8 protein-coding genes are annotated in these 13,215 nt (G+C 54.5%); all 8 read left to right on the forward strand.

The window, feature by feature from the left end; all coding sequences use genetic code 11:
- Nucleotides 1-177 precede the first annotated feature (177 nt).
- The 8 genes from E6P06_RS18490 to yegQ all read left to right on the forward strand — a co-directional run bounded on the left by E6P06_RS18490 (nucleotide 178) and on the right by yegQ (nucleotide 13,148).
- Nucleotides 178-1,425, forward strand: a complete 1,248-nt coding sequence (locus tag E6P06_RS18490; protein ID WP_139935555.1) for an MdtA/MuxA family multidrug efflux RND transporter periplasmic adaptor subunit — start codon at nucleotides 178-180, stop codon at nucleotides 1,423-1,425.
- Nucleotides 1,425-4,547 (forward strand): MdtB/MuxB family multidrug efflux RND transporter permease subunit, encoded by a 3,123-nt coding sequence (locus E6P06_RS18495; protein WP_139935556.1) that lies wholly within the window; start codon nucleotides 1,425-1,427, stop codon nucleotides 4,545-4,547. The genes E6P06_RS18490 and E6P06_RS18495 overlap by 1 nt, the downstream gene beginning before the upstream one ends.
- Nucleotides 4,548-7,628 carry a multidrug efflux RND transporter permease subunit MdtC gene (mdtC, locus tag E6P06_RS18500; RefSeq protein ID WP_139935557.1) on the forward strand — a complete coding sequence of 1,027 codons (3,081 nt, stop codon included), beginning with the start codon at nucleotides 4,548-4,550 and terminating at the stop codon, nucleotides 7,626-7,628.
- Nucleotides 7,625-9,037 carry an MFS transporter gene (locus E6P06_RS18505; protein WP_044711356.1) on the forward strand — a complete coding sequence of 471 codons (1,413 nt, stop codon included), beginning with the start codon at nucleotides 7,625-7,627 and terminating at the stop codon, nucleotides 9,035-9,037. Before mdtC ends, E6P06_RS18505 begins: the two co-directional genes overlap by 4 nt.
- Nucleotides 9,037-10,440 carry a two-component system sensor histidine kinase BaeS gene (baeS, locus tag E6P06_RS18510; RefSeq protein ID WP_003844344.1) on the forward strand — a complete coding sequence of 468 codons (1,404 nt, stop codon included), beginning with the start codon at nucleotides 9,037-9,039 and terminating at the stop codon, nucleotides 10,438-10,440. Before E6P06_RS18505 ends, baeS begins: the two co-directional genes overlap by 1 nt.
- Nucleotides 10,437-11,159: a two-component system response regulator BaeR gene (baeR, locus tag E6P06_RS18515; protein ID WP_003036797.1), complete on the forward strand. Its 723-nt coding sequence runs from the start codon at nucleotides 10,437-10,439 to the stop codon at nucleotides 11,157-11,159. Before baeS ends, baeR begins: the two co-directional genes overlap by 4 nt.
- Before the next feature lie 135 nt (nucleotides 11,160-11,294).
- Nucleotides 11,295-11,627, forward strand: a complete 333-nt coding sequence (locus E6P06_RS18520; protein ID WP_003841759.1) for a YegP family protein — start codon at nucleotides 11,295-11,297, stop codon at nucleotides 11,625-11,627.
- A 159-nt stretch (nucleotides 11,628-11,786) separates the two neighbouring features.
- Complete coding sequence (yegQ, locus tag E6P06_RS18525; RefSeq protein WP_003844346.1) at nucleotides 11,787-13,148, forward strand: tRNA 5-hydroxyuridine modification protein YegQ; 1,362 nt, start codon at nucleotides 11,787-11,789, stop codon at nucleotides 13,146-13,148.
- Nucleotides 13,149-13,215: the final 67 nt, after the last annotated feature.

Here is a 13,215-nt window from a genome sequence, read left to right on the forward strand (position 1 = left end):
ACGCACAATGACGCATTCGCTATTTTCGCCGCAAATTGTTGCGTAACGCCTCGCAAAGCCGCGTCAGCATTCAGACGAATCCCGACAGTGTTTCATAATTCCTCCATTTTTCTCCCTTGTTCGCTGGCTAAACTAGTATCATTCCGCGAATCGTTTCAGGATGAGAAACTCATAACAATGAAAGGCAGTAATAAATCCCGCTGGGTGATAGCAATCGTGATCGTCGTGGCCGCCGTCGCCGCCATCTGGTTCTGGCAAAGCCGCAGCGCTTCCCAGGAAACCACACCGGGCGCTACCAAACCAGCGCAGCACACGCCTGGGTCGGCACGCCGTGGAATGCGCTCCGGACCGTTGGCTCCCGTGCAGGCTGCCACCGCCATCGAGGAAGCCGTTCCACGTTATCTGACAGGGCTGGGTACCATTACTGCCGCCAATACCGCCACGGTACGTAGCCGGGTGGACGGTCAGCTCATTGCCTTACACTTTGAGGAAGGACAACAGGTAAAAGCCGGCGACCTGCTGGCAGAGATAGATCCCAGCCAGTTCAAAGTCGCTCTGGCTCAGGCGCAGGGACAACTGGCAAAAGATAAAGCCACGCTGGCGAATGCCCGTCGCGATCTTGCCCGCTATCAACAGTTGGTTAAAACCAATCTGGTCTCCCGCCAGGAGCTGGATGCCCAGCAGGCGCTGGTCAATGAGACGTTAGGCACAATCAAAGCGGATGAAGCCAGTGTCGCCAGCGCTCAGTTGCAGCTCGACTGGAGTCGGATAACCGCACCTGTCGATGGTCGTGTCGGCCTGAAGCAGGTCGATGTCGGTAACCAAATTTCCAGCGGCGATACCACCGGGATCGTCGTCATTACGCAAACTCATCCCATCGACCTGATATTTACTTTGCCTGAAAACGACATTGCTACCGTGTTGCAGGCACAAAAATCGGGGATCCAGCTGAAGGTCGAAGCCTGGGACCGAACCAATTCACAAAAACTGAGTGAAGGCGTCCTGCTCAGTCTCGACAATCAGATTGATGCCACTACAGGAACCATCAAAGTTAAAGCCCGTTTTAACAATCAGGATGATGCGTTATTCCCTAACCAGTTCGTCAACGCCCGCATGCTGGTCGACACACAGCAAAATGCCGTTGTGATCCCAACAGCAGCCCTGCAGATGGGCAACGAAGGGCACTTTGTCTGGGTACTGAATAGCGACAACAAAGTGAGTAAGCATCTGGTTAAACCGGGTATTCAGGACAGCCAAAAAGTGGTGATCGCCGCTGGGTTGTCCGCAGGCGATCGGGTCGTGACTGACGGTATTGACCGTCTGACGGAAGGCGCAAAAGTCGAAGTCGTTGAGGCGCACGACGCCTCTGTTTCCGATGAGAAAACAGCGCCACGCGGATACGGCAAAAAAGGAGCCAACTCCTGATGCAGGTGTTACCTCCGGACAACACAGGCGGACCATCGCGCCTGTTCATTCTGCGCCCCGTCGCCACTACGCTGCTGATGGTCGCGATTTTGCTTGCCGGTATTATCGGTTATCGCTTTCTGCCAATCGCCGCCTTACCTGAAGTGGATTACCCCACGATTCAGGTCGTGACGCTCTACCCTGGCGCCAACCCGGACGTTATGACCTCGGCGGTAACCGCGCCGCTTGAACGTCAGTTTGGCCAGATGTCTGGCTTAAAACAGATGTCATCACAAAGCTCCGGTGGCGCATCGGTCGTTACGTTACAGTTTCAACTGACGCTCCCGCTGGATGTTGCCGAGCAAGAAGTTCAGGCCGCGATTAACGCCGCCACCAATTTATTACCTAGCGATCTACCTAACCCTCCGGTCTACAGCAAGGTAAACCCGGCAGATCCGCCGATCATGACGCTGGCGGTCACTTCCAGCGCCATGCCGATGACGCAGGTGGAAGATATGGTCGAAACCCGCGTCGCGCAGAAAATCTCTCAGGTATCCGGCGTGGGTCTGGTAACACTTTCCGGTGGGCAACGTCCGGCGGTCCGCGTGAAACTTAACGCTCAGGCCATTGCCGCACTCGGTCTGACCAGCGAAACCATCCGTACGGCCATTACCAGTGCCAACGTCAATTCAGCAAAAGGGAGTCTTGATGGCCCAACGCGCGCCGTTACCCTTTCAGCTAACGACCAGATGCAGTCCGCAGATGAATATCGTCAGCTCATTATTGCCTATAAAAACGGTGCACCGGTTCGCTTGGGCGATGTCGCTACCGTCGAACAAGGAGCAGAAAACAGCTGGCTGGGTGCATGGGCAAATAAGCAACAAGCTATAGTGATGAATGTGCAGCGCCAACCTGGGGCGAACATCATCGCCACGGCAGACAGTATCCGCCAGATGCTGCCACAGCTCACCGAAAGCCTGCCCAAATCGGTTAAGGTCAGCGTACTTTCCGATCGCACCACCAATATTCGTGCCTCTGTTGCAGACACCCAGTTCGAGTTGATGCTGGCGATAGCGCTGGTGGTGATGATTATCTACCTGTTTCTGCGCAATGTTCCGGCGACGATTATTCCTGCAGTCGCCGTACCGTTGTCGTTAATCGGCACCTTCGCGGTGATGGTATTTCTTGATTTCTCCATCAACAACCTGACCTTAATGGCGCTAACCATCGCGACAGGCTTTGTTGTGGATGACGCTATCGTGGTTATCGAGAATATTTCACGCTATATCGAAAAAGGCGAAAAACCTCTGACTGCTGCCTTGAAGGGCGCAGGCGAGATTGGTTTTACCATCATCTCTCTGACGTTTTCATTGATTGCGGTATTGATCCCACTGCTATTCATGGGCGATATCGTCGGGCGTTTGTTCCGTGAATTCGCCGTTACGCTGGCGGTGGCGATTCTGATTTCCGCCGTTGTCTCGCTCACTCTTACGCCGATGATGTGCGCGCGTATGCTGAATCAGGCCTCATTGCGTAAGCAGAATCGCTTCTCCCGCGCCTCAGAGCGAGTGTTTGATCGCGTCATAGCCGGGTACGGTCATTGGCTGGCAAAAGTACTTAACCACCCGTGGCTGACGCTGAGCGTAGCGCTCGGCACGCTGGCATTGAGCGTCATGCTATGGGTTTTCATCCCCAAAGGTTTCTTCCCAATCCAGGACAACGGCATTATCCAGGGTACGCTACAGGCGCCGCAGTCCAGCTCATTCGCCAGCATGGCCGAGCGCCAGCGTCAGGTTTCAGATGTCATCCTTAAAGATCCGGCGGTAGAGAGCCTGACCGCTTTTGTCGGTGTGGATGGTACTAATCCGGCATTGAACAGTGCGCGTTTGCAAATCAACCTTAAACCACTGGATGAACGTGACGATCGGGTGCAGAAAGTGATTGCGCGCTTACAGGACGCGGTTGACAGGGTTCCCGGAGTTGACCTTTATCTTCAGCCAACTCAGGATCTGACGATTGATACTCAGGTGAGCCGGACGCAATATCAATTCACGCTGCAAGCGACATCCCTTGATGCCCTCAGCACCTGGGTTCCACAGCTGATAGCAAAACTAAATCAGCTACGGCAACTGTCCGACGTCAGCAGCGACTGGCAGGACAAAGGGCTGGTAGCGTATGTGAACGTCAATCGCGACAGCGCAAGCCGTTTGGGCATCAGCATGTCAGATGTCGACAACGCCCTGTACAACGCCTTCGGCCAGCGTTTGATTTCGACTATTTACACCCAGGCAAATCAATATCGCGTGGTGTTAGAACATAACACCAACAATACGCCGGGGCTTGCGGCACTGGATACAATACGTCTGACCAGTAGCGACGGTGGCATAGTATCGCTCAGCGCGATCGCCAGTATTGAACAGCGTTTTGCCCCGCTGTCGATTAACCACCTCGATCAGTTCCCGGTCACCACCATCTCGTTCAACGTGCCAGACGAACATTCGCTGGGTGATGCGGTACAGGCGATTCTGGATGCCGAAAAAACGCTTAACCTGCCCGCAAATATTACTACCCAGTTCCAGGGTAGCACGCTCGCCTTCCAGGCCGCGCTGGGAAATACCATCTGGTTGATTGTGGCTGCGGTTGTCGCGATGTATATCGTCCTCGGCGTGCTGTATGAGAGCTTTATTCACCCAATTACTATTCTCTCCACGCTGCCGACGGCGGGCGTCGGGGCACTGCTGGCGTTAATGATTGCCGGCAGCGAACTGGACGTCATCGCGATTATTGGCATTATTTTGCTCATCGGTATCGTCAAGAAAAACGCCATCATGATGATCGACTTTGCCCTTGCCGCGGAGCGCGAACAAGGCATGGCGCCGCGCGATGCTATTTTCCAGGCCTGTCTGCTGCGTTTCCGCCCAATTCTGATGACTACGCTGGCGGCACTGCTCGGCGCGTTGCCGCTGATGTTAAGTACCGGTGTGGGCGCAGAGTTACGCCGTCCGTTAGGCATTGGCATGGTCGGTGGACTGCTTGTGAGTCAGGTATTAACCCTGTTTACCACTCCGGTAATTTATCTGCTGTTTGACCGTCTGTCGCTGTATGTGAAAAGCCGTTTCCCGCGTCAGGAAGAGGAAGCGTAAATGAAATTTTTCGCGCTTTTCATTCATCGGCCGGTGGCGACCATTCTCATTTCTGTGGCTATCACCCTATGCGGTATTCTGGGCTTTCGTCTGCTGCCGGTCGCTCCGCTGCCGCAGGTGGATTTTCCGGTGATTATGGTCAGCGCATCATTACCCGGTGCCTCCCCTGAAACGATGGCGTCTTCGGTCGCAACTCCGCTGGAGCGCTCGCTGGGCCGCATCGCGGGCGTAAACGAAATGACTTCGAGTAGTTCGCTTGGCAGTACGCGTATTATTCTCGAATTCAAATTCGACCGTGACATCAATGGCGCGGCGCGGGACGTTCAGGCCGCGATTAACGCCGCGCAAAGCCTGCTGCCCAGCGGGATGCCGAGCCGACCAACGTATCGCAAAGCTAACCCTTCCGATGCGCCAATCATGATCCTGACGCTGACGTCGGACACTTACTCGCAGGGTGAACTGTACGATTTCGCATCAACACAACTGGCGCAGACCATCGCGCAAATCGACGGTGTGGGCGACGTGGACGTTGGAGGCAGTTCTCTGCCTGCCGTGCGGGTAGGACTCAACCCGCAGGCGCTGTTTAACCAGGGCGTGTCGCTGGACGACGTGCGTAGCGCGATCGACAATGCCAACGTGCGTAAGCCGCAGGGGGCTATCGAGAATGATACCCATCGCTGGCAGGTACAAACTAACGATGAGCTGAAAACCGCCGCCGAATATCAACCTATTATCATCCACTATAACAACGGCGCAGCGGTGCGACTGGGTGATGTTGCGTCTATAACCGACTCTGTACAGGACGTTCGTAACGCGGGGATGACCAACGCCAAACCGGCCATTCTGCTGATGATCCGCAAGCTACCGGAAGCCAATATTATTCAGACGGTAGATAGCATTCGCGCCAAATTACCGGAGTTACAAACGCTGGTCCCGGCCGCCATCGATCTGCAAATCGCCCAGGACCGTTCACCGACCATTCGCGCTTCACTAGAGGAAGTCGAACAGACGCTGATTATCTCCGTGGCGCTGGTTATCCTGGTGGTCTTTGTTTTCCTGCGATCCGGGCGTGCGACTCTGATCCCCGCGGTAGCGGTTCCGGTCTCGCTGATCGGTACCTTTGCCGCCATGTATCTGTGCGGATTCAGCCTGAACAACCTGTCGTTGATGGCGTTAACCATTGCCACGGGATTTGTCGTAGATGACGCCATCGTGGTGCTGGAAAATATTGCCCGCCACCTGGAAGCGGGAATGAAGCCACTCCAGGCGGCGTTACAGGGTACGCGCGAAGTGGGATTCACTGTGCTTTCCATGAGCCTGTCGCTGGTGGCGGTATTCCTGCCGCTGCTGTTAATGGGCGGATTGCCTGGACGCCTGCTGCGCGAATTTGCCGTCACGCTGTCGGTTGCCATCGGTATCTCGCTGCTGGTGTCGCTGACATTAACGCCAATGATGTGCGGCTGGATGCTTAAATCCAGCGCCCCGCGTGAACAGTCGCGTAAACGGGGATTTGGTCGCATGCTGGTAGCGCTGCAGCAAAGCTACGGCACTTCACTTAAATGGGTACTGCGCCACACGCGACTGGTGGGCGTGGTATTACTCGGCACCATTGCGCTGAATATCTGGCTTTATATTTCCATCCCCAAAACCTTCTTCCCGGAGCAGGATACGGGCGTATTGATGGGAGGGATCCAGGCTGACCAGAGCATCTCTTTCCAGGCGATGCGCGGTAAACTGCAGGATTTTATGAAGATCATCCGCGACGATCCCGCGGTGAACAATGTCACCGGCTTTACCGGTGGGTCACGGGTTAACAGCGGGATGATGTTTATTACCCTCAAGCCACGCGATGAGCGCCGTGAAACCGCTCAGCAGGTGATCGACCGCCTACGCGTTGCGCTTTCAAAAGAACCAGGTGCGAATCTGTTTCTGATGGCGGTGCAGGACATCCGCGTTGGCGGACGGCAGGCCAACGCCAGCTATCAATACACATTACTGTCCGACGATCTGGCGGCGCTGCGTGAGTGGGAACCGAAGATCCGTAAGGCGCTTGCCGCCCTGCCCCAACTGGCGGACGTCAACTCCGATCAGCAGGACAATGGCGCGGAGATGAATCTGATTTACGATCGCGACACCATGTCTCGTCTTGGGATCGACGTGGCGGCCGCCAACAGCCTGCTGAATAACGCCTTTGGTCAGAGACAAATTTCAACCATCTATCAGCCGATGAACCAGTACAAAGTGGTGATGGAGGTCGATCGACGTTACACCCAGGACATCAGCGCGCTGGACAAAATGTTCGTCATCAACAATGAAGGTAAGGCGATCCCGTTATCGTACTTTGCCAAATGGCAGCCAGCGAATGCCCCACTGTCTGTAAACCATCAGGGATTATCTGCCGCCTCAACCGTGTCGTTTAACCTGCCGACAGGTTCTTCACTGTCAGAAGCGACAGAGGCCATCAACAGAACCATGACCCAGCTAGGCGTCCCCTCCACGGTTCGTGGCAGCTTTGCCGGTACCGCCCAGGTATTTCAGGACACGATGAACTCGCAGGTGATCCTGATTATCGCCGCCATCGCCACCGTCTATATCGTGCTGGGTATGCTGTATGAAAGCTATGTACATCCGCTGACCATTCTCTCCACGCTACCTTCGGCAGGGGTCGGGGCTTTGCTGGCGCTGGAGCTGTTCAATGCCCCATTCAGCCTAATCGCCCTGATAGGGATCATGCTATTAATTGGAATTGTGAAGAAAAACGCCATCATGATGGTCGATTTTGCGCTGGAAGCGCAGAGAAACGGTAAGCTGCAGCCGGAAGAAGCTATTTTCCAGGCCTGCCTGTTGCGCTTTCGCCCAATCATGATGACCACGCTGGCGGCGTTATTTGGCGCACTGCCGTTAGTGTTATCCGCAGGGGATGGCTCTGAGCTGCGCCAGCCGTTGGGGATAACCATTGTCGGTGGGCTGGTCGTGAGCCAGCTCCTGACGCTGTACACCACGCCTGTGGTCTATCTCTTTTTCGACCGTCTGCGTCTGCGTTTTTCGCGTAAAAACAGCAAACCGGTAGCAGAGTTATGACAGAACTTCCCGACAGCACCCGCTGGCAACTTTGGATTGTGGCATTTGGTTTTTTTATGCAGTCGCTGGATACCACCATCGTTAATACCGCGCTTCCCTCGATGGCGGCAAGCCTCGGGGAAAGCCCGTTACACATGCATATGGTCATTGTGTCATATGTTTTAACCGTTGCCGTGATGCTGCCCGCCAGCGGATGGCTGGCGGACAAAGTTGGCGTGCGTAATATCTTCTTCACCGCCATCATCCTGTTTACGCTTGGTTCGCTGTTTTGCGCCTGGTCCAGCACGCTCAACGAGCTGGTGATGGCGCGCGTCTTACAAGGCGTTGGCGGTGCGATGATGGTGCCAGTCGGTAGGCTGACGGTGATGAAAATCGTCCCGCGTGAGCAATATATGGCGGCGATGACGTTTGTCACTTTACCCGGTCAAATCGGCCCGCTGCTGGGCCCAGCGTTAGGCGGAATTCTGGTTGAATACGCCTCCTGGCACTGGATCTTTTTGATTAACATTCCGGTAGGCATTGTCGGCGCGATAGCGACGTTAATGCTGATGCCCAACTACACCATGCAAACCCGACGCTTCGACCTCTCCGGATTCGCGATGCTGGCGGTCGGTATGGCGGTTCTGACGCTGGCGCTCGATGGCAGCAAAGGAACAGGTCTCTCCAGTATCACGCTGGCGGCGTTGGTTATCTGCGGGGTGCTGGCTATTGCGCTGTATCTGAAACACGCCCATCGAAATCCCCGCGCGCTGTTTAGCCTGAATCTGTTTCGCACATCGACCTTCTCGCTAGGTCTGTTCGGCAGTTTTGCCGGCCGCATCGGCAGCGGTATGCTGCCGTTTATGACGCCGGTGTTTTTACAGATTGGCCTCGGTTTTTCACCGTTTCATGCCGGACTGATGATGATCCCGATGGTGCTGGGCAGTATGGGCATGAAGCGCATTGTGGTGCAGGTCGTTAACCGCTTTGGTTACCGTCGCGTACTGATTACCACCACGCTTGGCCTGTCGCTGGTCAGTCTGTTGCTAATGACCACGGCACTGCTGGGCTGGTATTACGCCCTGCCCTTCGTGCTGTTTTTACAGGGAATGGTCAACTCAACGCGCTTTTCATCCATGAATACCCTGACGTTAAAAGATCTGCCTGACGATCTCGCCAGCAGCGGCAACAGCTTGCTGTCGATGATCATGCAGTTGTCGATGAGTATCGGGGTGACCATCGCGGGTCTGCTGTTAGGCATGTTTGGCCAGCAACATATCGCCATCGACAGCGGTAGTACGCATAGCGTCTTTATGTATACCTGGTTGTGCATTGCATTCATTATTGCGCTGCCCGCCATTATTTTTGCCCGCGTGCCGAACGACACGCAAACCAATGCGGTGATTTCACGACGCAAAAGGAGCACCTGATGAAGTTCTGGCGGCCCGGTATCACCGGCAAACTGTTTCTGGCGATTTTCGCCACCTGCATTGTGTTGCTGATCAGCATGCACTGGGCCGTACGCATAAGCTTCGAACGCGGTTTTATCGACTATATTAAGCACGGTAACGAACAGCGGCTGCAAATGCTCAGCGACGCGTTAAGCGAGCAGTACGCGCAGCACGGCAACTGGCGATTCTTACGCAATAACGATCGTTTCGTTTTCCAGATCCTGCGCTCTTTTGAACACGACAACGACGATGATAAACCGGGTCCAGGCATGCCGCCACACGGCTGGCGTACACAGTTTTGGGTTGTCGATCAAAATGCCCACGTACTGGTCGGCCCGCGGGCTCCTGTCCCCCGCGACGGTATGCGCCATCCCATCCGCGTCAACGGTAGCGAAGTGGGTGCTGTGATTGCCTCTCCGGTGGAGCGTTTAACGCGTAATACCGATATCAATTTCGACATGCAGCAAAGACGTTCCAGCTGGCTTATCGTCGCGCTCTCCACGATTCTGGCTGCGCTGGCAACGTTTACGCTGGCGCGCAGCCTGCTGGCCCCGGTTAAACGGTTGGTGGAAGGCACGCACAAACTGGCGGCGGGCGATTTCACCACTCGCGTTACGCCAACCAGTACGGATGAGCTAGGCAAGCTGGCGCAGGACTTCAACCAGCTCGCCAGTACGTTGGAAAAAAACCAGCAGATGCGTCGTGACTTTATGGCCGACATTTCTCACGAACTGCGCACGCCGTTGGCGGTGTTGCGCGGTGAACTGGAGGCCATTCAGGATGGTGTCCGCCAGTTCACGCCCGACTCCGTTGCCTCTTTGCAGGCTGAAGTGGGTACGCTCACCAAACTGGTTGACGACCTTCATCAGCTCTCCATGTCAGATGAAGGTGCGCTGGCCTATCAGAAATCATCGCTGGATCTTATCCCGCTGCTTGAGGTGGCAAGCGGCGCATTTCGTGAACGCTTTGCCAGCCGTGGACTGACGATTCAACTCTCGCTCCCGGACAGCATGACGGTATTTGGCGACAGGGATCGTCTGATGCAGTTGTTCAACAATCTGCTGGAAAACAGTCTGCGTTATACCGACAGCGGTGGCGGGCTGCACATCAGCGCCGAACAACGCGAACGCATGGTGTTATTAACCTTCGCAGATTCCGCTCCCGGCGTAAGTGACGAGCAGTTACAGAAGCTGTTTGAACGATTTTATCGCACCGAAGGCTCGCGTAACCGCGCCAGCGGAGGTTCCGGACTGGGGCTGGCGATTTGCGTCAATATCGTACAAGCGCATAATGGTCTGATCCGCGCCGCCCATTCGCCTTTTGGTGGGGTTAGCATTACAGTAGAGTTACCGCTGGAACGCGATTTACAGAGAGATGTATGACTGAGTTACCCATTGATGAAAACACGCCGCGTATTCTGATCGTGGAAGACGAACCCAAGCTGGGGCAACTGCTCATCGACTACCTGCGGGCAGCGAGCTACGCTCCTACGCTCATCAGCCACGGCGACCTGGTTCTGCCTTACGTGCGCCAAACACCGCCCGATCTGATCTTGTTGGATCTGATGCTGCCCGGTACCGATGGTCTGACCCTGTGTCGGGAAATCCGCCGCTTCTCAGAAGTCCCCATCATGATGGTAACCGCTAAAATCGAAGAGATTGATCGCCTGCTGGGGCTGGAGATCGGTGCAGATGATTATATTTGTAAACCGTACAGCCCGCGCGAAGTCGTCGCGCGCGTTAAAACGATCCTGCGCCGATGCAAACCGCAGCGCGAACTACAACAAATGGATGCAGAAAGCCCGCTTATCGTCGATGAAGGCCGTTTTCAGGCCTCCTGGCGTGGGAAGATGCTCGATTTAACGCCCGCCGAATTCCGCTTACTTAAAACGTTGTCACATGAGCCGGGAAAAGTATTCTCCCGAGAACAATTACTTAACCATCTCTATGACGATTATCGCGTCGTTACCGACCGCACCATCGACAGCCATATTAAGAACCTGCGACGCAAGCTGGAGTCACTGGATGCTGAGCAGTCGTTTATCCGCGCGGTCTATGGCGTGGGGTATCGCTGGGAAGCCGACGCCTGCCGAATTGCTTAAACACTCCTGCCCTTCAGGGCCCGCTGCTCCATGGGGCCCTGGTGACTAGCAACTCTCCAAATATCGCTCATACTCTTTCTGACAACACTGTCGTCAATAACTGTTTGATCTAAAACTTTTAATCAAGGAGTTCATATGGCTGGTTGGTTTGAATTAAGTAAAAGTAGCGATGATCAGTACCGCTTTGTTCTTAAAGCTGGGAACGGGGAAATAATCCTTACCAGCGAGCTTTACACTACCAAAGGCGCTGCGGAAAAAGGGATCGCATCTGTCCAGGCTAACAGCCCTCTGGATGAGCGTTATGAGAAAAAAACAGCGGCTAATGGAAAATTACATTTCAACCTGAAAGCTGCAAACCACCAGATTATTGGTAGCAGTCAACTGTATGCGAATGAACAGTCACGCGAGACCGGTATTACTTCGGTTAAGACCAATGGTGTCAGTCAGACGATAAAAGATAAGACCTGATAATTACTCGCTCAGCCGGGTAACGCAACGCTGTCGCCCGGCGTTTTTCTTTACCTGCCTTCCCTGCAGCGCTACAATGCCCGCCCTTAATATGGGGGCACTCCCCTAACCGCCTCATTGAGTGAGGCGAGTCTGACCTGTCATCAGAACGAGAAAATTATGTTTAAACCGGAACTCCTTTCCCCGGCGGGAACGCTGAAAAACATGCGTTACGCTTTCGCCTATGGCGCAGACGCTGTGTATGCGGGCCAACCGCGTTACTCACTGCGCGTACGCAACAACGAATTCAACCACGAAAACCTGCAGCTCGGTATTAATGAAGCCCATGAATTGGGTAAAAAATTCTATGTGGTGGTTAACATTGCCCCACATAATGCCAAGCTGAAGACCTTCATTCGTGATCTGAAACCGGTGGTGGAAATGGGGCCGGATGCACTGATCATGTCAGACCCTGGTCTGATTATGCTGGTGCGCGAAAACTTCCCTGACATGGACATTCACCTTTCGGTACAGGCTAACGCCGTAAACTGGGCGACGGTGAAGTTCTGGAAGCAGATGGGGCTGACCCGCGTGATCCTCTCCCGTGAGCTGTCGCTGGAAGAGATTGAAGAGATCCGCACCCAGGTGCCGGATATGGAGCTTGAGATCTTCGTTCACGGCGCGCTGTGCATGGCCTACTCCGGCCGTTGCCTGCTCTCTGGCTACATCAACAAGCGTGACCCAAACCAGGGTACCTGTACCAATGCCTGCCGCTGGGAATACAACGTGCAGGAAGGGAAAGAAGATGTAGTGGGCAATATCGTGCATAAGTACGAGCCTATCCCGGTACAAAACGTCGAACCCACGCTGGGTATTGGCGCACCAACAGACAAAGTCTTTATGATTGAGGAAGCCCAGCGCCCGGGTGAGTACATGACCGCATTCGAAGACGAACACGGCACTTACATCATGAACTCGAAGGATTTGCGTGCCATTGCCCACGTTGAGCGCCTGACGCAGATGGGCGTGCATTCCCTGAAGATCGAAGGCCGCACCAAGTCGTACTATTACTGTGCACGTACCGCGCAGGTCTATCGTAAAGCCATTGATGATGCCGCAGCCGGTAAACCGTTCGACCCGCAACTGCTGGAAACGCTGGAAGGCCTGGCGCATCGTGGTTACACCGAAGGGTTCCTGCGCCGCCATACACATGACGACTATCAAAACTACGAATACGGCTTCTCTGTTTCCGAGCGTCAGCAGTTTGTCGGCGAATTCACCGGCGAACGTAAAGGTGAACTGGCGGCCGTGCTGGTAAAAAACAAATTCACCGTCGGCGACAGCCTGGAGCTGATGACCCCACAGGGCAACATCAACTTTACTCTCGAGCAGATGGAAAACGCGAAAGGCGAAGCCATGCCAGTTGCGCCGGGCGATGGTTACACCGTGTGGATGCCTGTACCAGAGGATATCGATCTGAATTATGCATTGTTGATGCGTAATTTTGCCAGCGAGTCCACACGAAACCCGCATGCTAAGTAGTTAATTACGGTTATTTTTCAGCGTTCGGAAGATTCTTAGAAATCGATCACATACCGTTTCGTTCATT

The sequence above is a fragment of the Citrobacter sp. CF971 genome, from assembly GCF_006385635.1.
Taxonomy (GTDB): Bacteria; Pseudomonadota; Gammaproteobacteria; order Enterobacterales; family Enterobacteriaceae; genus Citrobacter; species Citrobacter freundii.

Excerpts from the sequence above, each read along its gene's own strand:
- baeS (WP_003844344.1), top strand. The coding sequence starts at position 9,037 with ATGAAGTTCTGGCGGCCCGGTATCACCGGCAAACTGTTTCTGGCGATT.
- yegQ (WP_003844346.1), top strand. The coding sequence starts at position 11,787 with ATGTTTAAACCGGAACTCCTTTCCCCGGCGGGAACGCTGAAAAACATG.
- E6P06_RS18505 (WP_044711356.1), top strand. The coding sequence starts at position 7,625 with ATGACAGAACTTCCCGACAGCACCCGCTGGCAACTTTGGATTGTGGCA.
- baeR (WP_003036797.1), top strand. The coding sequence starts at position 10,437 with ATGACTGAGTTACCCATTGATGAAAACACGCCGCGTATTCTGATCGTG.
- E6P06_RS18495 (WP_139935556.1), top strand. The coding sequence starts at position 1,425 with ATGCAGGTGTTACCTCCGGACAACACAGGCGGACCATCGCGCCTGTTC.
- E6P06_RS18520 (WP_003841759.1), top strand. The coding sequence starts at position 11,295 with ATGGCTGGTTGGTTTGAATTAAGTAAAAGTAGCGATGATCAGTACCGC.
- mdtC (WP_139935557.1), top strand. The coding sequence starts at position 4,548 with ATGAAATTTTTCGCGCTTTTCATTCATCGGCCGGTGGCGACCATTCTC.
- E6P06_RS18490 (WP_139935555.1), top strand. The coding sequence starts at position 178 with ATGAAAGGCAGTAATAAATCCCGCTGGGTGATAGCAATCGTGATCGTC.